Consider the following 22,962-nt stretch of genomic DNA (forward strand, 5'->3'; position numbering starts at 1 on the left):
AGCGGGCTTGCTCGCGAAGGCGTCAGCTCAGACACCTGAAACCGCCAGGATCACTCCCGCGATTCAACCCCCAACTCATCCCACACCGACTCCGCGAGATGGAACGTCGCATTCGCTGCCGGAATGCCGCAGTAGATCGCGCTCTGCATGATCACTTCCTTGATCTCGCCGCGGGTCACGCCGTTGTTGGCGGCGGCGCGCAGGTGCAGTTTGAGTTCTTCGTTGCGGTTCATGCCGATCAGCATCGCCATGGTGATCAAGCTGCGGGTATGACGCGGCAGCCCCGGACGGGTCCAGATGTCGCCCCAGGCGTGACGGGTGATCATTTCCTGAAACTCCGAGTTGAACTCGGTCAGCGCGTTCAAGCTGCGGTCGACGTGAGCGTCACCGAGCACGGCACGGCGGACTTTCAGGCCTTCGTCGTAACGTTGTTTCTCGTCCACAAAAAAACCCTCAATGACCTGACAAAAACGCCAACACGCGCTCGCTGAACGCAGCGCCAGCCTGGACGTTGGACAGGTGCGCCGCATAGAACTCGGCGTACTCGGCGCCCTGCACGTGTTCCTGAATGAAGTGCCCGCCGGACGGCGGCGTCACCGCGTCCTCGGTGCCGGCGATGACCAGCAGCGGCACCTTGATCGAGGACAACTGATCTCGGAAATCGGCATCGCGCACGGCGGCACAGTTCGCGGCATACCCTTCAGGCGAGGTGGCCGCGAGCATGTCAGTAATCTTCTTCGCAGCAGCAGGATTGGCTTCAGCAAAATCCGCAGTGAACCAGCGCGCAATCGACGCATCACGCAAGGCGACCATGGCAGCCGGGCCGTCACGCAGCACGGTTTCAATGCGTGGGTCCCACACCGACGGATCACCGATTTTCGCCGCGGTGTTGCATACCACCAGTTTGTTCAGGCGATCACCAGCGTTGATCCCCAGCCACTGGCCGATCAAGCCGCCCATGGACAGGCCGCAGAAGTGTGCGCGCTCGATGTGCAACGCATCCAGCAGCGCCAGCACGTCATGGCCCAGTTGCTCGATGCTGTACGGCCCCGGCGTGACCAGCGATTGGCCATGACCCCGGGTGTCGAAACGCAACACGCGGAAATGCTCGGTGAACGCCGCAATCTGCGCGTCCCACATATGCAGGTCGGTGCCCAGCGAGTTGGACAACACCAGCACCGGCGCATCCGCCGGGCCATCGAGTTGCGGCCCTTGAATTTGGTAGTGCAGTTCGCCCTCGGCGAGTTGTACGAAAGCCACAGCAATCTCCTTCAGGCAGTCAACGCAGAATGTTCAGCCACCGCTCGCTCGACCCAGGTATGGGCCTGGCCGAGGTAATGGGCAGGGTTCAGTAGATGATCGAGTTCAGCATCCGACAGTTCGGCGGTCACTTGCGGCTCGTCGCCGAGTACCGCTCGCAGATGACGTTGTTCGGCCACGGCACGCTTGCAGCATTGCTCCAGCAAATGGTGCGCAGTGTCGCGCCCCACTCGCTGGGCGAGGACGATGCTCACTGCTTCGGCGAGCACCAGGCCTTGGGTCAGATCGAGGTTGCGGGCCATGCGCTCGGCATCCACTTCCAGTCCGTCCGCCACCAGCCGCGCCTGTTTCAGGCTGCCGGACACCAGGCAGCAAATCTCCGGCAGGGTTTCCCACTCGGCATGCCACAGGCCCAGGCTGCGCTCGTGTTCTTGAGGCATCGCGCTGAACAGGGTCGAGAGCAAACCGGGTACGCGAGTCGCCGCACTGATCAGCACCGCCGCGCCTACCGGATTGCGTTTGTGCGGCATGGTCGAAGAACCGCCCTTGCCCGGCGCAGAAGGCTCGAACACCTCCCCCGCCTCGGTCTGCATCAACAGGCTGATGTCGCGGCCGAGTTTACCTAGGCTGCCGGCGATCAATCCCAGTACCGAGCCGAACTCCACCAAGCGATCTCGCTGGGTGTGCCAAGGTTGATCCGGCAGTGTCAGTTTCAATTCTTCAGCCAGCGCCTGGGCAATCGGCATCGCCTGCTCGCCGAGGGCCGCGAGGGTTCCAGAGGCGCCGCCGAATTGCAGCACCAACAATCGTGGTTTGAGTTCCAGCAGACGTTGGCGGCTGCGGGTCACAGCACCCAGCCAACCGGCGATCTTCATGCCGAGGGTGACGGGTGTCGCGTGCTGCAACCAGGTGCGCCCGGCCAGCGGTGTGGCGACGTAGCGCAACGCCTGGGTCGCCAGCGTTTCACCCAGTTGCGCCAGATCGCTTTCAATCAGTTCCAAAGCACGGCGCAGTTGCAACACCAGTCCGGTGTCCATCACGTCCTGGCTGGTCGCGCCCAGATGCACGTAACGCTCGGCTTCGGCATGCTTGGCCGCGATCTGTTTACCCAACGCCTTGACCAACGGAATCGCCGAATTGCCCGCCGTGGCAATCGCCTCGCCGAGGGCGACAAAGTCGTAATGCCCGGCCTGACAGGCCGCTTCAATCGGCGCGACAGCCGTCTGCGGGATCAGCCCGACTCGCGCCTCGGCCCGCGCCAGTGCTGCTTCGAAATCAAGCATCGCTTGAACCCGACCCTGATCGCAGAACACTTCACGCATGTCGCGGGCAGTGAAATAGGCATCGAACAATTGATTGCCCGGTCGCTCGTTCATAAACAGTCCCTGGAGGCGTGGGCCGGTCAGGCCCACGGGTAAAGATCAAAGGTCGTTTTGCAAGTACTTCGCCTGTTTCGGCAGGCGCAGGCTGAACAGGAACGCCACCGCCATCATCACCGTCACGTACCAATAGAAGGAGTTTTCCATGCCCACGGCCTTGAGGCTCAGAGCCACATATTCCGCCGAACCACCGAAGATTGCATTCGCTACCGCGTAAGCCAGGCCGACACCCAATGCGCGCACTTCCGGCGGGAACATTTCGGCTTTTACCAGGCCGCTGATGGAGGTGTAAAAACTGACGATCGCCAGCGCCACGGTAATCAGCACGAACGCCAGGAACGGACTGCTGACACTTTTCAGGCTCAGCAGGATCGGCACGGTGAACAACGTCCCCAGAGCGCCGAACCACAGCATCGAGTTACGTCGGCCGAACTTGTCCGCGAGCATGCCGAACAGTGGCTGCATGCACATATAAAGGAACAGTGCGCCGGTCATGATGTAACTGGCGGTCTTGGCGTGCATGCCGGCGGTGTTCACCAGGTACTTCTGCATGTACGTGGTGAAGGTGTAGAAAATCAGCGAGCCACCGGCGGTGTAACCGAGCACGGTAATGAACGCAGCCTTGTGGTCGCGGAACAGCGCACGGATGCTGCCGGCGTCCTTGTTTTCGCGCATTTCCTTGCTGGTGGTTTCCTTGAGCGAACGGCGCAGGAACAGCGAAATCAACGCCGCCGCCGCACCGACGACAAACGGGATCCTCCAGCCGTAGGCACGCAATTCATCCTCAGTGAGAACCTGTTGCAGGACCACCACCAGCGACACCGCCAGCAGTTGCCCACCGATCAGCGTCACGTACTGGAACGAGGCAAAGAAACCGCGCTGGCCCTTGAGGGCCACTTCACTCATGTAGGTCGCAGTGGTGCCGTATTCACCGCCCACCGACAGCCCCTGCAGCAAGCGGGCGAACAGCAGCATGATCGGCGCCCAGACGCCGATGTCCTTGTAGGTCGGCAGGCAAGCGATGAGTAACGAACCGAAGCACATCATCAGAATCGAGATCAACATCGAATTCTTGCGCCCGTGCTTGTCCGCCAGCCGGCCGAAGATCCAGCCGCCGATGGGCCGCATCAGGAACCCGGCGGCGAATACGCCAGCCGTATTCACAAGCTGCACAGTCGGATTATCGGACGGAAAAAAGGCAGGGGCGAAATAGATCGCGCAGAAGGCGTAGACGTAGAAGTCGAACCATTCGACGAGGTTGCCGGACGAGGCACCAACGATCGCAAAGATCCTTTTGCTGCGCTCTTCACCGGTGTAGAGCGCTGTAGTAGCGGTGCTAGTTGTCATTGTTTTTCACTCAATGGGGACTGTGAGAGTCTAGACACACTTTGCAACAATCCCGTTCCACAGATGCAGTCTTCACACCGATCGTTCCCACGGTCCCGTGGGAATGCATCCCGTGACGCTCCGCGTCACAGTGGACGCGGAGCGTCCATGGCGGCATTCCCACGCAGAGCGTGGGAACGATCAGGTTGAAGTCAATAATCGAAGAACACTGTCTCGGCATCGGTGCCCTGCAGGATCACATTCCACTGGTACACACCGGACGCATCCTTCTTCGCCAGCAAGGTGCCGCGGCGTTCAGCCGGCACACATTCCAGCAGCGGATCCGCCACATTGGCCGGTTCGCCATCAAAGTAAATCCGCGTCAGCAAGTGCTTCACCAACCCGCGAGCAAACACCAGCACCACCAGATGCGGCGCCTGAGTCGTGCCTTTCAAGCCTTCCACCGTGCCCGGCTTGATCGTGGTGAAGCGGAAGCGCCCTTCTGCATCCACCGGCACCCGGCCAAACCCTTCGAAGTTCGGGTCCAGGGGTTTGTCCTGATCGTCTTCGGGGTGGTCATACTTGCCGGCGGCGTTGGCTTGCCAGACTTCCAGCATCGCGTCGTTGACGACGTCGCCGTTGCCATCGATGACTTGCCCGGTGATCGCCACGCGCTCGCCCAGGGTTTGTTCGACGGTCAGGTCTTCGCGGTTCAGCCAGGTCAAACCGATGTGGTAATACGGCCCGACGGTGTGGGACGTGGTCGCGTTCAGCGTCATCTTATTTCTCCATCGGCGTGGCTTCGCGGCCGCGCAAGACGATGTCCCAGCGATAACCGAGGGCATAGGAAGGGATGGTTTTTTCCAGGTCGAAACTGGCGATCAAGCGTTCTTTGGCGCTGGTATCGGGTACGCAGTTGTAGATCGGGTCGTAGGCCAGCAACGGGTCGCCCGGGAAATACATCTGCGTGACCAGGCGCGTCAGAATGCTCGGCCCGAACAGTGAGAAATGGATGTGCGCCGGGCGCCACGCGTTGTGGTGGTTGCCCCACGGATAGGCGCCGGGCTTGATGGTCTGGAACTGGTACCAGCCATCGGCGTCGGTCACGGTGCGGCCGGTGCCAGTGAAATTCGGGTCCAGCGGTGCATCGTGCAGGTCGCGGTCATGGTTGTAGCGACCGGCGGCATTGGCCTGCCAGATCTCCACCAGAATCCCCGGCACCGGCAAGCCATCTTCATCCAGCACGCGGCCGTGAATGATGATGCGCTCGCCCAGTGGCTCACCCTTGTGCTGGGCGGTCAGGTCGTTGTCCTTCTCCTGCACACGCTCGGCGCCGATGGTCGGACCGGTAATTTCCGACAGCGAATGGGGCAAAAACACCAACGGCTTGGACGGCGAGCGACGGTTGGTGGATTGATAGGCCGGGTGCAGGTATTCCGGCTGGGTGCCCTCTTGCGGGCGGCGGTAACCAGGCTTGTCAGTCATGAAGCATTCCTCCGTTCTTGTTCATCAACGCTGCGCGTCAGACCCGTTCGATCGCCAAGGCCAGACCCTGGCCGACGCCGACGCACATGGTCGCCAGGCCTTTCTTGCCGCCAGTCTTTTCCAGCTGATGCAGCGCGGTCAGTACCAGGCGGGCGCCACTCATGCCCAACGGATGGCCCAAGGCAATGGCGCCACCGTTCGGGTTGACCTGGGCGGCGTCATCCGCCAGCCCCAGTTCACGCAGCACCGCCAAGCCTTGGCTGGCGAACGCTTCGTTGAGTTCGATCACATCGAAATCGCTGACGGCCAGACCGAGACGCTCAGTCAATTTGCGCACCGCCGGCACCGGGCCGATGCCCATGACCCGTGGTGCAACACCGGCACTGGACATGCCCAGTACTTTGGCGCGAGCCGTCAGGCCGTGCTTTTTCACGGCGTCGCCGGAGGCCAGAATCAACGCCGCCGCACCGTCGTTCACCCCGGAAGCATTGCCGGCGGTGACGGTTTTGTCGGGACCGTTGACCGGTTTGAGTTTGGCCAGGGTTTCCAGCGTAGTGTCGGCGCGAGGATGCTCATCCTGGCTGACGACACTTTCACCCTTCTTGTGGGCAATGCGCACTTCAACGATTTCTTCAGCGAAGAATCCTGCGGCCTGCGCGGCGGCTGTCCGCTGCTGACTGCGCAGTGCGAAAGCGTCCTGATCCTCGCGGGAAACTTCGTAATCGTCAGCCACGTTGTCGGCCGTCTGCGGCATCGCATCCACGCCGTATTGGGCTTTCATCAACGGATTGATAAAACGCCAGCCGATGGTGGTGTCTTCCAGCTTCATGTTGCGCGAGAACGCCGCATCAGCCTTGCCCATCACGAACGGTGCACGGGACATCGACTCGACGCCGCCAGCAATCGCCAGCTCCATCTCGCCACTGGCGATGGCGCGGAAGGCAGTGCCGATGGCGTCCATACCCGAGGCGCAGAGGCGATTGAGGGTCACGCCCGGAATGGTTTCCGGCAGGCCCGCCAGCAACAACGCCATGCGCGCCACGTTGCGGTTGTCTTCGCCGGCCTGGTTGGCGCAACCGAGGAACACCTCGTCCACTGCGCTCCAGTCCACCGACGGGTTGCGCGCCATCAGCGCCTTGATTGGCACGGCGGCCAGGTCGTCGGCGCGAACAGCCGACAGGCCACCGCCGAAACGGCCGATGGGGGTGCGAATCGCATCGCAGATATAAACGTCACGCATCAGGCTTCTCCGGGTGCTTGGCCGTGGGCGGCTGCGGTGCGGGCTTCCAGATCCCTGAGTGCCTTCAGTTCGACATCCGTTGGCTCGGCTGTGTTTTCAACATTTTCTGCAAAACGAACAGCCCAACCGGTAGCCGCGGTCACTTGTTCACGGGTCACGCCTGGGTGCAGCGCGGTGACCACGAACTCATGGGTATCCGTTTCCGGCTCCATGATGCACAGGTCGGTGATGATGCCGACCGGACCGGCACCCGGCAGGCCGAGACGCTTGCGCGAATCACCGCCCTCGCCATGGCCGACCGAGGTAATGAAGTCGAGTTTGTCGACAAAGGAACGCGCCGACTGCTTGAGGATGATCAACACGCTTTTGGCCGAGCCAGCGATCTCCGGCGCACCACCGGCACCCGGCAGGCGAACTTTCGGCGCGTGGTAATCGCCAACGACCGTGGTGTTGATATTGCCGAAGCGGTCGACTTGCGCGGCACCGAGAAAACCGACGTCGATGCGCCCGCCCTGCAACCAGTAGCGAAAAATCTCACCGGTCGGGACGACGGTGTCGGCGGTTTCCGCCAGTTCACCGTCACCGATCGACAGCGGCAGTACGCTCGGCTTGGCACCGATCGGACCCGATTCGTAGATCAGGACGACATCCGGCGAGGAAGTCAGACGCGCCAGGTTGGCGGCTTTCGACGGCAGGCCGATGCCGACGAAGCACACCGAACCGTTTTTCAAACGGCGGGCAGCGGCGACGGTCATCATTTCATTGGTGGTGTAAGTCATTACTTGGCCTCCGAAGCAGCGGCCAGTTTGGCCTGGAACTCGCTGAAGTCAGCGCAGCCGTGGATGTACTCGTTGATCCACGCGGTGAAGGTTTCACGGTCGCGGGCAATTGGGTCCCAAGCCTGGTAGAAACGGTTATCACGCTCGTTGTAGCCGTGAGCGTAGGACGGATGCGCACCGCCGGGGACGTGGCAGACCGCGCTCAAGGCCCAGGTCGGCAGAACGCAGGAGTTCATCGGTGCATTGAGGTCGTCGACGATTTCCTCGACGGTGACGATGCAGCGCTTGGCGGCCAGTGCCGCTTCTTTTTGTACGCCGAGAATGCCCCACAGCAGCACGTTGCCTTTGCGGTCGGCTTTCTGCGCGTGAATCACGGTGATGTCCGGGCGCACCGAAGGTACGGCCGCCAACACTTCACCGGTGAACGGGCAGGTGACGGTTTTGATCAGCGGGTTGACCTTCGGCAGGTCGGAGCCGGCGTAGGCGCGCAGCACCGCGAACGGTAGGCCGGAGGCGCCAGCGACGTAGGCATTGGCCAGGTCGGCGTGGCTGTGCTCTTCGATTTCCAGCGCGTGCGGCCACTGCTTCTCGACGGCGTCACGCAGGCGATGCAGCGAACCGACGCCCGGGTTACCGCCCCAGGAGAAAATCAGTTTGCGAGCACAACCGGCGCCGATCAACTGGTCGTAGATCAGGTCAGGCGTCATCCGCACCAGGGTCAGGTCTTTCTTGCCCTGGCGAATGATTTCGTGACCCGCCGCCGTAGGGATCAGGTGAGTGAAGCCTTCGAGCGCGACGGTATCGCCGTCGTTAACGAATTGCTTCACCGCGTCGTGCAGCGAAAGGATTTCAGCCATGGGGCAGGCTCCCGTTTTGTTATGAACCGACAGTGGAAGAAAAAGGCGCGATGCGCAGCGCCGGAATGACTGAAGAGTAAGCCCCTGAAAATCGTCAAACAATCCGATAATCGACTGAGTGTTCGTTTATCGAACACATTGTTGCCTGCCTACCGATCTCCACACTGATCGTTCCCACGCTCCGCGTGGGAACGATCATCACCAGCCCTCAAGTCGCATCCGCATGACTGACCATGCCCTTGATCACCACCGCCGTGGTCGCCAATGCCGCTGGAATCACCAGCGCCGTGAGCACCTGCTCGAAGTTCCAGCCCAGGCCCAGCAGCGTTGCGCCCATCCACGCACCGAGAATCGCGCCAAAGCGACCAATCCCGAGCATCCACGACACCCCGGTCGCCCGCCCCTGCGTCGGATAAAACCGCGCCGCCAGTGAAGGCATCGCCGATTGCGCGCCGTTGACGCACATCCCGGCCACCAGCACCAACGTCGCCAATAGCGTGATGTTGCCCAGGCTCTGCCCTACCGCGTAGGCAAACACCCCGGCGAATAGATAGAAAATGCCGATAACCTTGTGCGGATTGAACCGGTCCATCGCCCAGCCCACGCCCACCGCGCTCAATACCCCGCCAAACTGGAACAACGCACCGATGAATGCCGACTGCTCCATGCTCGCGCCACTGTCACGCATCAGCGTCGGCAGCCAACTGGTCAGCAGATAAACGATCACCAGCCCCATGAAGTAGGTCAGCCATAGCAACAAGGTGCCGGTGCTGTAGGTGCCGGAGAAGATCACCGCGAACACGTTGCGGGCCTTCACGGTTTTCTGTTCTGGCACGCTGAAGCTGGAAGCCTGAGCGACGACGATTGGATCGATGGGCGCCAGAGTCTTGCGCACTTTGTCAGTGCCGCGATTGCGGACGACGAGGTAGCGCGCCGATTCCGGCAGCCAGAACAGCAATACGACGGCGAGGATCAGCGGCAAAATCCCGCCGATCATCAGCAGACTGTGCCAGCCAAACGCCGGAATCAGTTTGGCGGAAATGAAACCGCCGCCCGCCATGCCGAGGTTGAAACCGCAGAACATGCTGGTCACCAGCAGGGATTTCTTGCGCTCCGGGGTGTATTCGGACAGCAGCGTCGTGGCGTTCGGCATGCCGGCGCCAAGGCCCAGGCCAGTGAGGAAACGCAGCACCAGCAGTTGATCGACGTTGGTGCTGTAAGCCGAAGCCAGGCTGAACGCGCCAAACAACAACACCGCGCCCACCAGTACGATTTTTCGCCCGAAGCGGTCAGCCAACGGGCCAGAACCCAGTGCGCCGAAGACCATGCCGATCAACGCCGCGCTCATCACCGGGCCGAGACTGGCGCGGTCGATGCCCCAATCCTGAGACAGGGCGGGCGCGATGAAACCCATGGCCGCCGTGTCGAGGCCATCGAGGAAAACAATCAGGAAACACAGGATCACCACTCGCCATTGGTAGCGCGAAATGGGTTGAGCATTGATGAAGGACTGCACGTCGAGGCAGTTTCCTACAGCAGACTGGGGCTGGTTCATTATTTTTATTCCACGCAAAGAACGCAGTCGAACAGGTGCCAGCCGAGGCTGACGCTGTCACAAGAAAGAGGTGTCGGGATCAGGCGATGCGGTTCCGGCAAGGAAACCGTTGGGAACAGCGACAGTCGGGAAACGTACGCATGGGAGGTGCCTCTTCTCATTATTATTGGGGTCATCGCCCGGCAATGGAGCGAGAACAGCAGCGCCGGATGACGCTGCCGCGACATTAATGATCCAAGGGAAAGAGCGTCAATTCGATAAACGCGACTCTGTGCGTTTATCGAACAGCTTAGGCGAAGAGTTGCGCGCTGAGGTCGCGACTCGCGCTTAGAAGGCCAGGCAGGAAACGTTGTTCCAGCTCGTTGCGGCTGACTCGGCCGGCGTGGGTACTGACGTTTAACGCCGCGACCACTTGGCCGGAAGCGTCGTACACCGGAACGGCAATCGAGCGCAGCCCCTGCTCCAGTTCCTGATCGACGATGCACCAGCCTTGCTGCCGCACCTCTTGCAGGCATTCGAGCAACGCCTCGGGGGTGTGCAAGGTTCGGCTGGTCTTGGCTTGCAACTCTGCATGGTCGAGGTACTCGCGCAGCGACGTATCGTCCAGCGCCGCGAGAAGAATCCGACCCATCGAGGTGCAATAGGCTGGCAGACGTCCACCCACCGACAGGTCGACCGAAATCAGTCGCTGGGTGGTGGCCGAACGAGCGATGTACAAGATGTCATCGCCTTCCAGAGTGGCCATGTTGCAGGCTTCATGAAGTTGCTCGCTCATGCGGTCCAGGTAGGGCTGAGCGGAAACCGCCAGCGGCGTCGAGGACACATAGGCATGGCCAAGCGTCAGTACTTTGGGCAGCAGCGAATACGTGCGGCCGTCGGTGGTGGCGTAACCAAGTTTGATCAGCGTGTGCAGGCAACGTCGCACAGCGGCGCGGGGAATTTCCGTGCGGTGACTGATCTGAGCGATGGTGAGGTGACGTTTGCGCTCCTGGAACGCTTGCACCACAGCCAGGCCACGGGCCAGGGAGGTCATGAAATCCGGGTCGCCGGTCAGTGCCTGGATCCGTTTGGCGGGCGAGGCCACGATCGGCGGCGCCACTGAAGCGAAGGAATTGCGCATTTGATCGTTCATATAAGGTCCTTTTCCCACACGGTTCAGTGGCTATTACAAGCGGCAGCCGGCCCCTCACACAACCCCGGGCAGCCAAGACTGTTCGATTATCGAACCGTCGACCGATAATCGCAATCGGATCAGCCGATTATTGAACGTGCTTGTACCTGTTTTTACACTGGCTCTGACGCAGACTAGAAGGGCCGATGTAATTGTCCTAACTTGTTCGACTGAATGGCGTCAGAAAGACATCACTGTAACGTCGTGCCGCCGAACGACCTAGTTAGCCGTATAAAGTTGCGAGTAACAAAACAATCACACATCAAGACCCACTTTTAACTCTTTGGCGATAGTGTTCTTCGAATCGACCGCTATAATGAAATTCAGTGGTGACCGGTTTTTAATTGCCGACTCCGCCACCCGGTAACGCGATGTTCCATCGCCGTTGCCCGCAGCAAGCGCCTGACACTCATTTCATATGCTTGGCCAAGGTGTTCGCTGAAACAGGAAACTGATGCTGCGTCAGCTGTTTATCTCTGGTGTCGTGGCCGCCTGCAACATGGAAGTAATTGATCGCAATGCCGTAAAAAATGATGCCTTTGCAGGCCTTGTCCATTCGGCGAGCGTGGTCAAATACATTTGATGCAGCGCGTTTCACCAGAATTCATCTCAACTCAATCAGGTAGCACTGTGACGAAAGACGAACTGCGCGCGGAACTTGAGCGCCAGGAACAACGTTACAAGGAAGTTTACGGCGGGGAAGTCACCACCTACGCCGCTCAGCCCGAACCGGAACGCAAACCCTGGCGTAAACGCGCCACCGTTCAGGATCAGGCTTTCACTCAAGAATTGCAGAAAATGGAAAAGGAACTCAAAGCCGAAGAGCCATAAGCCCTCGGCCTGAATCCTTTCAAGGGTCTGCGTCTGCACCCGTTAAAAACGGGATGTATCGATGATGCCTTTCGCGCCCGCTACCAGCGGGCAGCGGCCACCTCACCCACCGGATGAGGCAAATGGCTCATGTCTGGCCCTCTTTTCAGATATTTCACACAAGCGTTCAAACCTCTTGCTCCTACGAGAGGACGCCTTGTGGCTGCGGCCTTTTCAAAGAAATTCAATGACTTGCAAAACCCAGTAAAAACCTGGGGTTTTGGCTGCTGCCACAAATTAATTCGTTGAAGAATGTTACCGATGAGCAGCAAGTGCATTGATTAGCAGTCTTTTCTGGCATAATCGCGCCCCCTTACGACCGGGTCAGAAAACCTTCATGATCGATTTATTCAGCGGACTAGATGCTTGGGTGCTTGTGAGCCTCTTGCTCGCCCTGGCCTTTGTCCTCGCCTTCGAGTTCATCAACGGCTTTCATGACACCGCTAACGCGGTGGCCACTGTTATCTACACCAAAGCCATGCCGCCCCATCTGGCGGTGTTCTTTTCCGGTGTGTTCAACTTTCTCGGCGTGCTGCTGGGCGGTGTTGGCGTGGCGTATGCCATCGTCCACCTGCTGCCGGTAGAACTGCTGATCAATGTGAACACCGGTCACGGGCTGGCCATGGTGTTCTCGCTGCTCGCCGCCGCCATCACCTGGAACCTGGGCACCTGGTACTTCGGTATCCCGGCCTCCAGCTCCCACACGTTGATCGGGTCGATCCTCGGTGTCGGCCTTGCCAACGCCTTGATCAACGATATTCCGTTGGCTGATGGTGTGAACTGGCAGAAAGCGATCGATATCGGTGCGTCCCTGGTGTTCTCGCCAATGGCGGGCTTCCTGGTCGCCGCTCTGATATTGATCGGCCTTAAATGGTGGCGTCCACTGTCGAAGATGCACAAGACACCGGAACAGCGCCGCAAGATCGATGACAAGAAACACCCGCCGTTCTGGAACCGCCTGGTGCTGGTCATTTCGGCCATGGCCGTGAGCTTCGTGCACGGCTCCAACGATGGCCAGAAAGGTATCGGCCTGATCATGCTGGTGCTGATCGGTATCGTGCCGGCGCAGTTCGTACTCGACCTGGGCAGCACAACCTACCAGATCGAACGGACTCGCGACGCGACCCTGCACCTGAGCCAGTTCTACAAGCGCAATGCCGATACGCTGGGTGAATTCCTGGCCCTGGGCAAAAGCATGGAAGGTGATCTGCCGGAGAAATTCCGTTGCAACCCGCAACAGACCGAACCGACCATTACCGCCCTGCTCGGCACCCTTAAAGGTGTAGCCGACTACCACTCGCTGCCGTCGGAAAGCCGCATCGAAGTGCGTCGCTACCTGCTCTGCCTGGACGACACGGCGAAGAAAGTCAGCAAGCTTCCTGGTCTCGCTGCCCGTGAAAAGGCTGACCTGAACAAGCTGCGCAAAGACCTGACCACTACCACCGAATACGCCCCGTTCTGGGTGATTCTGGCGGTCGCCCTGGCCCTCGGCCTGGGTACCATGGTGGGCTGGAAGCGCGTGGTTCTGACCATCGGCGAGAAGATCGGCAAGCAGGGCATGACTTACTCCCAAGGCATGTCGGCTCAGATCACTACCGCAAGCCTGATCGGCATGGCCAACATCTTCAGCCTGCCGGTGTCCACCACCCACGTCCTGTCCTCGGGCGTGGCCGGCACCATGGTCGCCAACAAAAGCGGCCTGCAAGGCGGTACTGTCAGAACCATCCTGCTGGCCTGGGTCCTGACCCTGCCAGCCACAGTGGCCCTGTCGGCCGGCCTGTTCTGGCTGGCGTCGAAGGCACTGGGCAGCTGATACATAGCCGCACAAAAAAGGCGTGTTCCGTAAGGTTCGCGCCTTTTTTATTACTGCTGGAAAGTAGATCGTTCCCACGCTCTGCGTGGGAATGCAGCCCGGGACGCTCCGCGTCCCTTTCGAGAGCTGGAACGCGGAGCGTCCCTTGAGGCATTCCCACGCAGAGCATGGGAACGATCAGGCGCGTATTCCGATAGATTTTCAGACACAAAAAAAAGGGCAACCGAAGTTGCCCAAAATGCCTTGCGTGCTCATTGCTTCCAGAAAGACCTACGGTTTGCGCTTATGCGAATCCTTCCAGATGAAATATCCAAACCCTGCAAAAAACAGAACCATGAGGCCGACTGTCAGCACTCCGGCGATCACCACGTTGTCGAAAAACATGACTGGCCTCCTGCACTTGCCTTGTTGCGATAGGGCTAAGTTAACCAATCAGGCAGGAGAAAAAATTGACCGGGATCAATGTCGCCCGAGACTGGGCGTAAAGGAGGGGAATAACTGACCTGCATCAACCAATGCAGGGTGTTTCAACGCTTTTTCGGTTTGTTCTTCGGCTTCTTCTTCGCTTTACCCAACGGCATGGCGTGTTCGAACGCCTGGCGCACTTCGTTCAGGCGCTTTTCATTAAGGTCATGAACCCGCTTGGCGCGTTCGGCGTTGAGATCAATCAGCTTGTCATCTTGGCTCATGGTGCTCAGTGCATCGCTTGAAAGGAAATTCAGTTGCCGCATTTGCAGGCAAGGATGTGCCAATAATGCGGTCTGATGGCCGCGCTGACCAGCCGTGAGCTCAAATCTGAATATCGACCCACAAACCCTGTCGTGGCTGATCTTCCATCAATGGCGCCACCGGCACGGTATTGTCGGCATTGAGTTCGTCACCGGGAATCGCCAGGTGTTCTTCAGGATCTTCATCGGCTTCACGGCGGCGTCTTTGCTGTTCCTGCTTGCGGCGCTGTTCCTCGCGCAGCTGAAACGCCGCCTCTTCCGGATCGCGCTGCTGCAGGTCGATGGTGCTTTCGTTGGAGCTTTCCTGCACCGGCACCACGGGGGGAATATCCGGCCGCTGGCGAATCGGATCCTGCTGTGAGGTGATTGGCACGGCACTCAAGGGGAGCATCGGTGGCAGCATAATTATTAGTCTCCTGTCAGCAGGCTGTCGGCTGCGGGGATGCCGACTTGAGCCATCGGTCGCAAACTGTGACCCGTTTGGCACGAATAGGTGCCCCGACCTGCAAGCGCTGCATCGCTGTACTAACGTAAGACTTCGGGTTTTTATGAGAGTCCTTTGGCCCTGAAGCCCTCATTCCGTTAAGATAGCCCGCTTTTTCAAGGTGGGAGTCAGGCAGCATGGCGCAGCAGTATCAACCGGGGCAACGCTGGATCAGTGACAGCGAAGCCGAGCTGGGTTTAGGCACCGTTCTGGCACAGGACGGCCGCTTGTTGACCGTGCTCTACCCGGCCACTGGCGAGACTCGCCAGTACGCGCTACGGAATGCGCCCCTTACCCGCGTGCGGTTTTCGCCGGGTGACTCGATCACTCACTTCGAAGGCTGGAAACTGACCGTACAAGAAGTCGACGACGTCGACGGCTTGCTGGTTTACCACGGCCTCAACGGGCATAACGAAGTGGTTACCCTGCCGGAAACCCAACTGTCGAACTTCATTCAGTTCCGTCTGGCCAGCGATCGTTTGTTCGCCGGGCAGATCGACCCGCTGGCCTGGTTCTCCCTGCGATACAACACCCTGGAACACACCAGCCGCCAGTTGCAGTCCGCGCTTTGGGGCCTGGGTGGCGTGCGTGCGCAACCGATCGCGCACCAGCTGCACATCGCCCGTGAAGTCGCCGACCGCATTGCACCGCGGGTTTTGCTGGCAGACGAAGTGGGCCTGGGCAAAACCATCGAAGCCGGTCTGGTGATCCATCGCCAACTGCTCTCGGGCCGCGCCAACCGCGTGCTGATCCTGGTTCCAGAGAACCTGCAGCACCAGTGGCTGGTGGAGATGCGCCGCCGCTTCAACCTGCAAGTTGCGCTGTTCGACGAAGAACGCTTCATCGAAAGCGATGCCGCCAACCCGTTCGAAGACACCCAGCTCGCGCTGGTTGCACTCGAGTGGCTGGTGGAAGACGAGAAGGCCCAGGACGCACTGTTCGCCGCCGGTTGGGACCTGATGGTCGTCGACGAAGCCCACCACCTGGTGTGGCACGAAGACAAGGCCAGCCCGGAATACTCGCTGGTTGAACAACTGGCCGAAGTCATTCCCGGCGTCCTGCTACTGACCGCGACCCCGGAACAACTGGGTCAGGACAGCCACTTTGCGCGTCTGCGCCTGCTTGACCCGAACCGTTTCCACGACCTGCACGCCTTCCGTGCCGAAAGCGAAAACTATCGCCCGGTGGCCGAAGCCGTTCAGGAGTTGCTGGACAAGGGGCGCCTGTCGCCTGAAGCGCACAAGACCATTCACGGTTTCCTCGGCAACGAAGGCGAAGCCTTGCTGACTGCGGTCAACGATGGCGACACCGAAGCCAGTGCCCGCCTGGTGCGCGAACTGCTCGACCGCCACGGCACCGGCCGCGTGCTGTTCCGCAACACCCGCGCCGCCGTGCAGGGTTTCCCGGAGCGCAAGCTGCATCCGTACCCGCTGCCATGCCCCGACGAATACCTCGAACTGCCATTGGGTGATCACGCCGAGCTGTACCCGGAAGTCAGCTTCCAGGCCCAGCCGGACGCCAACGAAGAAGAACGCTGGTGGAAATTCGACCCGCGCGTCGAGTGGCTGATCGATCAGCTGAAGATGCTCAAGCGCACCAAAGTGCTGGTGATCTGCGCCCATGCCGAAACCGCCATGGACCTGGAAGACGCCCTGCGCGTGCGTTCCGGCATTCCGGCCACGGTCTTCCACGAAGGCATGAACATCCTCGAGCGTGACCGCGCCGCGGCCTACTTCGCCGACGAAGAATTTGGCGCGCAAGTGCTGATCTGCTCGGAAATCGGCAGTGAAGGTCGTAACTTCCAGTTCTCGCACCACCTGGTGCTGTTCGATCTGCCATCGCACCCGGACCTGCTGGAGCAGCGTATCGGTCGTCTGGACCGGATCGGCCAGAAGCACATCATCGAACTGCACGTGCCGTACCTGGAAACCAGCCCGCAAGAGCGCCTGTTCCAGTGGTACCACGAAGCGCTGAACGCGTTCCTCAACACCTGCCCGACCGGCAACGCCTTGCAGCATCAGTTCGGCCCGCGCCTGCTGCCGCTGCTGGAAAATGCCGACGACGGCGAGTGGCAAGCGCTGATCGACGAAGCCCGCGCCGAGCGAGAGCGCATGGAAGCCGAGCTGCACACCGGCCGCGACCGTTTGCTGGAGCTCAACTCCGGCGGCGCTGGCGAAGGTGATGCACTGGTCGAGGACATCCTTGAGCAAGACGATCAGTTCGCCCTGCCGATCTACATGGAAACCCTGTTCGACGCCTTCGGCATCGACAGCGAAGACCATTCGGAAAACGCGCTGATCCTCAAACCGAGCGAAAAAATGCTCGACGCCAGCTTCCCGCTGGGCGACGACGAAGGCGTGACCATCACGTACGACCGCAACCAGGCGCTGTCTCGCGAAGACATGCAGTTCATTACCTGGGAACACCCGATGGTTCAGGGCGGCATGGACCTGGTCTTGTCCGGTTCCATGGGCAACACCGCCGTGGCGCTGATCAAGAACAAGGCGCTGAAACCTGGCACCGTGTTGCTGGAACTGCTTTACGTCAGCGAAGTGGTTGCTCCGCGCTCGCTGCAACTGGGCCGCTACCTGCCGCCGGCCGCCCTGCGCTGCCTGCTCGATGCCAACGGTAATGACCTGTCGACCCGGGTGTCGTTCGAAACCCTTAACGATCAGCTGGAAAGCGTGCCGCGCGCCAGCGCCAACAAGTTCATCCAGGCCCAGCGCGATCAGCTGACGCCACGGATCAACGCCGGCGAAGAGAAGATCTTCCCGCGTCACGCCGAGCGCGTGGCTGAGGCGCAGCGTCGCCTCGCGGCTGATACCGAGGAAGAACTGGCGCGCCTGACCGCGTTGCAAGCTGTCAACCCGACAGTGCGTGACAGCGAACTGGTTGCCTTGCGCAAGCAACGCGAGCAAGGCCTGGCCATGCTCGACAAGGCTGCGCTGCGACTGGAAGCGATTCGGGTGTTGGTGGCGGGTTAACTCCCCTGCTCTGCCCCGCTAAAACAAAGAAGGCCCGCAGCGATGCGGGCCTTTTTTTGTCTGCCGATCGTTCCCACGCTCTGCGTGGGAATGCAGCCCGGGACGCTCTGCGTCCCTTTCGAGAGCTGGAACGCGGAGCGTCCCTTGAGGCATTCCCACGCAGAGCGTGGGAACGATCATTTGGCGATCATTACGCAGTGACCGCCGGAATCTGCGGCTCGACCACCGCCACCAACCCTTCCTTCATCCGCTTGGCATCGCGCACAAAACACCGTGAAGCCAGGAACAGAAACACCATGGTGAAAAACAGCGCCACCGGGATCAAATACATCGCGTCATGCAAACCGACAGCCTTGAACGCCTCGGTCATCTGTTCAGCACCGGCCGAGAGCATCGCGGTATGCGCAAAGTGGTCGGACAATGCGCCCACCACCACCGGCCCCAAACCACCACCCAGCAAATACAACCCGGCAAAGAACAGCGCCATGGCCGTAGCCCGCAAGCGCGGCTCGACTACGTCCTGAATGGCGGTGTAAACGCAGGTGTAGAAGTTGTAGGCAAACAACCAGCCCACACTGAACACCGCCACAAACACGCCGATCTCGATCCGCCCGGAATGCAGCGCCCAAGCCGTGCACACCGTCGAGATGATCAAGCTGAACGCGGCAAACAGCAGTCGCCCATTGGCCACCCGCTGGTGAATCTTGTCAGCCACCCAACCGCCCAGTGTCAGGCCGAACAACCCGGTGACGCCGACGATCACCCCGGTCGCCACCGCCGCTTCCTGCAACGGCATCAGGAAATAACGCTGCAGCATCGGCACCAGAAACGAGTTGCAGGCGTACGTGGCGAAGTTGAAACACAGCCCCGCCATCACCAGCCACAGGAAAGTCGGCACCGCCAACACCCGACGGATCGGCCGGTCTACGCGTTCCTGAGAAACCTGCACACTCTCTGCGGCGCCGCGTTTCGGTTCCTTGATAAAGAACATGAAGACCGCCAGGATCAGCCCCGGCACTGCTGCGATAAAGAACGGCGCGCGCCAGCTGTCGAAGGCCTTGACCATGGCGCCGATGGTGAAGAACGCCAGCAGCAGCCCCAACGGTAGCCCCAGCATGAAGATACCCATCGCCCGCGCCCGGCGGTGGGCCGGGAACAGGTCGCCGATCAGCGAGTTGGCGGCCGGTGCGTAACTGGCTTCACCGATGCCGATGCCCATGCGCACGATCAGGAAAGCCCAGAAACTCCCCACCAGTCCGTTGACTGCTGTCAGCCCGCTCCACGCCGCCAGGCCCCAGCCCATCAATTTGCTGCGTGAACCGGTATCGGCCATCCGCCCCAGAGGCAGGCCGGCAATGGCATAAACGAGGGTGAATGCGGTACCGATGATCCCCAGCTGAAAGTCGCTCAGGTGCCATTCCATGCGGATAGGTTCGATGATGATGGCTGGAATGGTGCGGTCGAAGAAGTTGAACAGGTTGGCCAGGAACAGCAGGAACAGAATGCGCCAGGCATTCGCCGCTTGGGTCGAGTTCTGCATGGGTCCGTCTCTTTTATTGTTATTGGGGCTTCACTGCCAACGCATCCGAGCCCGGAACCTGCAATCTAGTCAGGCCCGCCAGAGCTGTCTGTCATTATTTGTAAAGCTGATATCCGCCCATGGAAGATGTCGCAGCTGATACAACATTTATTTCCAAACGCTCTAACGCCCATTCCAAAATGGTTAGGGCCGATGTGCCACTATCGTTTGCACTCTAAACATGCCTTCTATACTCCAAAGCATTCGCCAGCGTTCATGGCGCCAGCCAGGATGACAATGGGGCATGCTATGGAGTGGCTTGGTTTGCGTTCCATTACCGAGCTGACGGCGAACGGCCAGGTAATACTCAACTGCACACATGACCCTTTTCTGGTACTGCTGGCCTATTTGGTCGCCTGTGTCGGCAGCTTTGCCACATTGGACATGGCCGAACGGGTCGGTCACGTGGAAAAACCCGCCTCGCAGCGGCTCTGGCGCTGGGTCGGCGCCAGTTGCCTGGCGGGCGGAATCTGGGCCATGCACTTCATTGGCATGCTAGCGTTTCAGGCGCCGATCGACATTCAATATGATCTACCCATTACTCTCCTTTCTCTGTTGATCGCCCTGCTCGCCTCGTGGCTGGCCATGCATACACTCAGTCATCCCCGCCTGAGTTTTTGGCAATATCTCCAGGCTTCGATCTGCATCGGCCTGGGCATCGCCACCATGCATTACGTGGGCATGACCGCCATGCGTTCGAGTGCGGTGGCCTATTACCAACCCACGCTATTCGCCCTCTCCATTGTGATCGCCATCGGTGCCAGCCTTGCAGCCCTGCTGATATCAAGTCATCTGCGCGACGGCACCGGCCTGTTCCATCAACTGCTCAAATACAGCGCCAGCCTGGTACTCGGGGCCGGTATCGTCAGCATGCACTTCACCGGCATGGCTGCCTTCAATCTGGTGCTGCCCGCCGACAGCCTCCTACCGCTGCCCGGCGTAAACAATCATCTGCAACTGGGCCTGACGGTGGCGATCATGACGCTGCTGATCATCGGCAGCAGCATCAGCGCGGCGCTGGCGGACAAGAAGCTGCAAAACAAGGAGCGCGACCTGCAACGGGTCAACGCCCTGCTCAGTCAACTGGACCAGGCGAGGATGTCGTTGCAACAGGTGGCGCACTACGACCCCCTGACCAACCTGATCAACCGTCGTGGCTTCAACCAGATTTTTGCCGAGAAACTCATCGAGAAAACCAACGAAGGCGGCATGCTGGCGGTGCTGTTCCTGGACATCGACCATTTCAAGCGGATCAACGACAGCCTCGGCCATGATGCCGGCGACGAATTGCTCAAGGTCCTGGCCAACCACATAAAGGTTTCGGTGCGCAGCCACGAAGATGTGGTCGCGCGCTTCGGAGGCGACGAGTTTTGCATCCTCATCGGCCTGTATGATCGTGAAGAAGCGCGGCATATGGCCCAGCGCATCATGGCGAAAATGAAGGAGCCCATCGAGCTGTCCGGGCGGCGCATGGTCATGACCACCAGTATTGGCATCAGCTTGTTTCCGGACGATGGCAAGACCTGTGAAGAGTTGCTGAAAAACGCTGACCTGGCGCTGTATCAGTCCAAGGACAGCGGGCGCAATGGCCTGAACTTCTTCAGCGAAAACCTGAAAACCCGTGCGACGCTGGAACTGCAACTGGAAGAAGAACTGCGCCACGCCCTACGCGAAAACACCGGGCTGATGCTCTATTACCAACCGATCTACGATCTGAAAAACGCTCAGGTCAGCAAACTTGAAGCGCTGGTCCGCTGGCAACATCCGGTTCACGGACTGCTGGTACCGGACCGGTTCATTGCCATCGCCGAAGCCAACGGCCTGATCGCCGAACTGGACAACTGGGTCCTGCGCAAAGCCTGTGAGGATCTGGGCGAGTTGTCGCGTCAGGGTTGCGAAGAACTCCACATCGCCGTGAACTGTTCGCCCCTGAACCTGGCACGCGAAGAATTGGCCGATGAAATCGAACACGCGCTGCGGGTCGCCGGAGTGGCGCCGCAGCGGCTGGAACTGGAAGTGACCGAAAATGCGCTGATGGGCAACATCGCCGATACGTTGGTGTTGCTGCGCCAGATTCGTGCCCTCGGCGTGTCGCTGTCGATTGATGACTTCGGCACCGGTTACTCATCACTGGCCTATCTCAAACGGCTGCCACTCAACACGCTGAAGATCGACCGCTCGTTCATCCAGGACATTCCCAAGGCCACCCAGGACATGGAAATCGTTCAAGCGATCATCGTCATGGCCCACACGCTGCATTTGCAGGTGGTGACCGAAGGCGTCGAAACCCTTGAGCAATACGAGTTTCTGGAGCGTAACGGCTGCGACTTCGTGCAGGGCTACCTGCTCAGTCGTCCGGTACCGCTGGCGCAATTGCGTCCCGTGCTGAACGAAATCAACCAGCGCAGACACTCGTCCATCGTCAGTTCTCTGAGTCTGGTTCGCGGTACAACTGCACTAACGTCGACGGATCTTTTTCCAGAAAACCCTGGCCCCCATGCAGGCGCATCAGTTGTGCGGCCAGTCCACTGATCGGCGTGGCCGAGCCTTGCTCACGGGAAAACTTCACCGCGGTGTCGAGGTCCTTGAGCAGCGTGCGCACATGCCATTTCACCGGTTCGAAACGGCTTTCGGCCATTTGCGGGGCAAGGATCTGCAACGGCTTTGAATCGGCGAAACCACCGGCCAGAGCCTCGGCGATCAGACGGGCGTCGACGCCGGAACGCTCGGCCAACGCCACCACTTCGGCGATCACCAGCGCGTTGCAGGCGACGATCATCTGATTACAAGCCTTGGTCACCTGCCCCGCTCCGACGGCGCCCATGTGGGTCACGCGCTGGCCGAGGCTCAACAGCACTGGCCTGACGCGCTCAAGATCCGCCGTTTCACCGCCCACCATGATCGCCAGGCTGCCGGCCTCGGCGCCGACCACTCCGCCGGACACGGGTGCATCCAGCCAGCTCATGCCGGTTTGGCTGACCAGCGCGGTCGCCATTTCCCGCGTCGCGGTAGGTTCCAGGCTGGAAAAATCCACCAGCAATTGACCGCTTTTCGCACCTTGCGCAATCCCTGCCGCGCCAAACACCACCTCACGCACCACCGACGTGTCCGCCAGGCACAACATCACCACGTCGGCGTGCCGACACAGCTCAGCCGGCGTGGCGACCTGTCGTGCACCGGCCTCGACCAGCGGCGCGCACTTGGCTGGATTGCGGTTCCACACCGTCAGCGGATAACCCGCTGCCAGCAAGCGCCGGCACATTGGCAAGCCCATCAGGCCGACCCCGGCAAACCCGAGTGAAGGTAACGATGACATCATTTGGCCTCCTTTTGATTAAAGATCATCGAATATTGGCCGATTCATCATGACTTAGGAAAGGATTCCCCCGAGCGATGCTCAGGCCAAGGCCCTGACGCTTGGGCCACATACGCGCTGAAAAAAGACGCGAGAT

21 protein-coding genes are annotated in these 22,962 nt (G+C 60.1%); 5 read left to right on the plus strand and 16 right to left on the minus strand.

Features of this window, described 5'->3' with window-relative positions; translation table 11 throughout:
- Positions 1–50: 50 nt before the first annotated feature.
- From pcaC to pcaR, 11 genes are all read right to left on the minus strand, one after another.
- Complete coding sequence (pcaC, locus tag CKW16_RS08390; protein ID WP_033060940.1) at positions 51–443, minus strand: 4-carboxymuconolactone decarboxylase; 393 nt, start codon at positions 441–443, stop codon at positions 51–53.
- A 10-nt stretch (positions 444–453) separates the two neighbouring features.
- A complete protein-coding gene (gene pcaD / locus CKW16_RS08395) occupies positions 454–1,260 on the minus strand; it encodes a 3-oxoadipate enol-lactonase (protein ID WP_095128004.1) in 807 nt (268 codons plus the stop codon).
- A gap of 11 nt (positions 1,261–1,271) precedes the next feature.
- Entirely contained in the window at positions 1,272–2,636 is a 1,365-nt protein-coding gene (locus tag CKW16_RS08400; RefSeq protein ID WP_095128005.1) for a 3-carboxy-cis,cis-muconate cycloisomerase, read from the minus strand.
- Between the two features lie 45 nt (positions 2,637–2,681).
- Positions 2,682–3,986: an MFS family transporter gene (locus tag CKW16_RS08405; protein ID WP_095128006.1), complete on the minus strand. Its 1,305-nt coding sequence runs from the start codon at positions 3,984–3,986 to the stop codon at positions 2,682–2,684.
- Between the two features lie 191 nt (positions 3,987–4,177).
- The gene (pcaG, locus tag CKW16_RS08410) at positions 4,178–4,744 is read right to left on the minus strand and encodes a protocatechuate 3,4-dioxygenase subunit alpha (protein WP_095128007.1); all 567 of its coding nucleotides are present in this window, start codon (positions 4,742–4,744) and stop codon (positions 4,178–4,180) included.
- 1 nt (position 4,745) lies between these two features.
- A complete protein-coding gene (gene pcaH, locus CKW16_RS08415; protein ID WP_095128008.1) occupies positions 4,746–5,450 on the minus strand; it encodes a protocatechuate 3,4-dioxygenase subunit beta in 705 nt (234 codons plus the stop codon).
- Between the two features lie 37 nt (positions 5,451–5,487).
- Positions 5,488–6,693, minus strand: coding sequence for a 3-oxoadipyl-CoA thiolase (pcaF, locus tag CKW16_RS08420; protein WP_176471534.1), 1,206 nt, complete (start codon positions 6,691–6,693; stop codon positions 5,488–5,490).
- Positions 6,690–7,469: a CoA-transferase subunit beta gene (locus CKW16_RS08425; RefSeq protein WP_095128010.1), complete on the minus strand. Its 780-nt coding sequence runs from the start codon at positions 7,467–7,469 to the stop codon at positions 6,690–6,692. The genes pcaF and CKW16_RS08425 overlap by 4 nt, the downstream gene beginning before the upstream one ends.
- Positions 7,469–8,326: a CoA transferase subunit A gene (locus tag CKW16_RS08430; RefSeq protein ID WP_007947285.1), complete on the minus strand. Its 858-nt coding sequence runs from the start codon at positions 8,324–8,326 to the stop codon at positions 7,469–7,471. The genes CKW16_RS08425 and CKW16_RS08430 overlap by 1 nt, the downstream gene beginning before the upstream one ends.
- Positions 8,327–8,534: 208 nt before the next feature.
- Positions 8,535–9,881 (minus strand): MFS transporter, encoded by a 1,347-nt coding sequence (locus CKW16_RS08435; protein WP_095128011.1) that lies wholly within the window; start codon positions 9,879–9,881, stop codon positions 8,535–8,537.
- A gap of 289 nt (positions 9,882–10,170) precedes the next feature.
- Complete coding sequence (gene pcaR, locus CKW16_RS08440; RefSeq protein ID WP_008147316.1) at positions 10,171–11,013, minus strand: pca regulon transcriptional regulator PcaR; 843 nt, start codon at positions 11,011–11,013, stop codon at positions 10,171–10,173.
- A gap of 493 nt (positions 11,014–11,506) precedes the next feature.
- On the opposite strand from pcaR, the gene CKW16_RS32480 reads away from it, so the two are divergent.
- The 3 genes from CKW16_RS32480 (at position 11,507) to CKW16_RS08450 (ending at position 13,735) form a co-directional block, all read left to right on the plus strand.
- A complete protein-coding gene (locus CKW16_RS32480) occupies positions 11,507–11,635 on the plus strand; it encodes a hypothetical protein (RefSeq protein WP_256580458.1) in 129 nt (42 codons plus the stop codon).
- A 47-nt stretch (positions 11,636–11,682) separates the two neighbouring features.
- The gene (locus CKW16_RS08445) at positions 11,683–11,883 is read left to right on the plus strand and encodes a hypothetical protein (RefSeq protein WP_007935837.1); all 201 of its coding nucleotides are present in this window, start codon (positions 11,683–11,685) and stop codon (positions 11,881–11,883) included.
- A 376-nt stretch (positions 11,884–12,259) separates the two neighbouring features.
- Positions 12,260–13,735, plus strand: coding sequence for an inorganic phosphate transporter (locus tag CKW16_RS08450; RefSeq protein ID WP_095128012.1), 1,476 nt, complete (start codon positions 12,260–12,262; stop codon positions 13,733–13,735).
- A 270-nt stretch (positions 13,736–14,005) separates the two neighbouring features.
- Here the strand turns inward: CKW16_RS08450 and ccoM are convergent, their stop codons facing one another.
- The 3 genes from ccoM to CKW16_RS08465 form a co-directional block, all read right to left on the minus strand.
- Positions 14,006–14,119 (minus strand): cytochrome c oxidase subunit CcoM, encoded by a 114-nt coding sequence (ccoM, locus tag CKW16_RS32770; protein WP_054046898.1) that lies wholly within the window; start codon positions 14,117–14,119, stop codon positions 14,006–14,008.
- 143 nt (positions 14,120–14,262) lie between these two features.
- Positions 14,263–14,424, minus strand: a complete 162-nt coding sequence (locus CKW16_RS32275) for a hypothetical protein (protein ID WP_095128014.1) — start codon at positions 14,422–14,424, stop codon at positions 14,263–14,265.
- A gap of 100 nt (positions 14,425–14,524) precedes the next feature.
- On the minus strand, positions 14,525–14,866 hold the full coding sequence (locus CKW16_RS08465; protein ID WP_095128015.1) for an aspartate-semialdehyde dehydrogenase: 342 nt from the start codon (positions 14,864–14,866) through the stop codon (positions 14,525–14,527).
- Positions 14,867–15,084: 218 nt separating this feature from the next.
- On the opposite strand from CKW16_RS08465, the gene rapA reads away from it, so the two are divergent.
- Positions 15,085–17,931, plus strand: a complete 2,847-nt coding sequence (rapA, locus tag CKW16_RS08470; protein ID WP_095128016.1) for an RNA polymerase-associated protein RapA — start codon at positions 15,085–15,087, stop codon at positions 17,929–17,931.
- Between the two features lie 190 nt (positions 17,932–18,121).
- Here the strand turns inward: rapA and CKW16_RS08475 are convergent, their stop codons facing one another.
- The gene (locus CKW16_RS08475) at positions 18,122–19,471 is read right to left on the minus strand and encodes an MFS transporter (RefSeq protein WP_095128017.1); all 1,350 of its coding nucleotides are present in this window, start codon (positions 19,469–19,471) and stop codon (positions 18,122–18,124) included.
- 288 nt (positions 19,472–19,759) lie between these two features.
- Here CKW16_RS08475 and CKW16_RS08480 point away from each other — a divergent pair, with 288 nt between their 5' ends.
- Positions 19,760–22,042 (plus strand): bifunctional diguanylate cyclase/phosphodiesterase, encoded by a 2,283-nt coding sequence (locus tag CKW16_RS08480; RefSeq protein ID WP_095128018.1) that lies wholly within the window; start codon positions 19,760–19,762, stop codon positions 22,040–22,042.
- Here CKW16_RS08480 and CKW16_RS08485 read toward each other — a convergent pair.
- Complete coding sequence (locus CKW16_RS08485) at positions 21,933–22,829, minus strand: NAD(P)-dependent oxidoreductase (RefSeq protein ID WP_095128019.1); 897 nt, start codon at positions 22,827–22,829, stop codon at positions 21,933–21,935. The genes CKW16_RS08480 and CKW16_RS08485 overlap by 110 nt on opposite strands.
- Between the last annotated feature and the right edge of the window lie 133 nt (positions 22,830–22,962).

This window comes from Pseudomonas sp. Irchel s3h14, from assembly GCF_900187425.1.
Lineage (GTDB): Bacteria > Pseudomonadota > Gammaproteobacteria > Pseudomonadales > Pseudomonadaceae > Aquipseudomonas.

Bases quoted from the DNA above. Each gene is read 5' to 3' on its own strand.
- CKW16_RS08400 (WP_095128005.1), bottom strand. From the start codon at position 2,636: ATGAACGAGCGACCGGGCAATCAATTGTTCGATGCCTATTTCACTGCC.
- CKW16_RS08405 (WP_095128006.1), bottom strand. From the start codon at position 3,986: ATGACAACTAGCACCGCTACTACAGCGCTCTACACCGGTGAAGAGCGC.
- pcaG (WP_095128007.1), bottom strand. From the start codon at position 4,744: ATGACGCTGAACGCGACCACGTCCCACACCGTCGGGCCGTATTACCAC.
- pcaH (WP_095128008.1), bottom strand. From the start codon at position 5,450: ATGACTGACAAGCCTGGTTACCGCCGCCCGCAAGAGGGCACCCAGCCG.
- CKW16_RS08425 (WP_095128010.1), bottom strand. From the start codon at position 7,469: ATGACTTACACCACCAATGAAATGATGACCGTCGCCGCTGCCCGCCGT.
- CKW16_RS08430 (WP_007947285.1), bottom strand. From the start codon at position 8,326: ATGGCTGAAATCCTTTCGCTGCACGACGCGGTGAAGCAATTCGTTAAC.
- CKW16_RS08435 (WP_095128011.1), bottom strand. From the start codon at position 9,881: ATGAACCAGCCCCAGTCTGCTGTAGGAAACTGCCTCGACGTGCAGTCC.
- pcaR (WP_008147316.1), bottom strand. From the start codon at position 11,013: ATGAACGATCAAATGCGCAATTCCTTCGCTTCAGTGGCGCCGCCGATC.
- CKW16_RS32480 (WP_256580458.1), top strand. From the start codon at position 11,507: ATGCTGCGTCAGCTGTTTATCTCTGGTGTCGTGGCCGCCTGCAACATG.
- CKW16_RS08450 (WP_095128012.1), top strand. From the start codon at position 12,260: ATGATCGATTTATTCAGCGGACTAGATGCTTGGGTGCTTGTGAGCCTC.
- ccoM (WP_054046898.1), bottom strand. From the start codon at position 14,119: ATGTTTTTCGACAACGTGGTGATCGCCGGAGTGCTGACAGTCGGCCTC.
- CKW16_RS32275 (WP_095128014.1), bottom strand. From the start codon at position 14,424: ATGAGCCAAGATGACAAGCTGATTGATCTCAACGCCGAACGCGCCAAG.
- CKW16_RS08465 (WP_095128015.1), bottom strand. From the start codon at position 14,866: ATGCTGCCACCGATGCTCCCCTTGAGTGCCGTGCCAATCACCTCACAG.
- rapA (WP_095128016.1), top strand. From the start codon at position 15,085: ATGGCGCAGCAGTATCAACCGGGGCAACGCTGGATCAGTGACAGCGAA.
- CKW16_RS08475 (WP_095128017.1), bottom strand. From the start codon at position 19,471: ATGCAGAACTCGACCCAAGCGGCGAATGCCTGGCGCATTCTGTTCCTG.
- CKW16_RS08480 (WP_095128018.1), top strand. From the start codon at position 19,760: ATGGAGTGGCTTGGTTTGCGTTCCATTACCGAGCTGACGGCGAACGGC.
- CKW16_RS08485 (WP_095128019.1), bottom strand. From the start codon at position 22,829: ATGATGTCATCGTTACCTTCACTCGGGTTTGCCGGGGTCGGCCTGATG.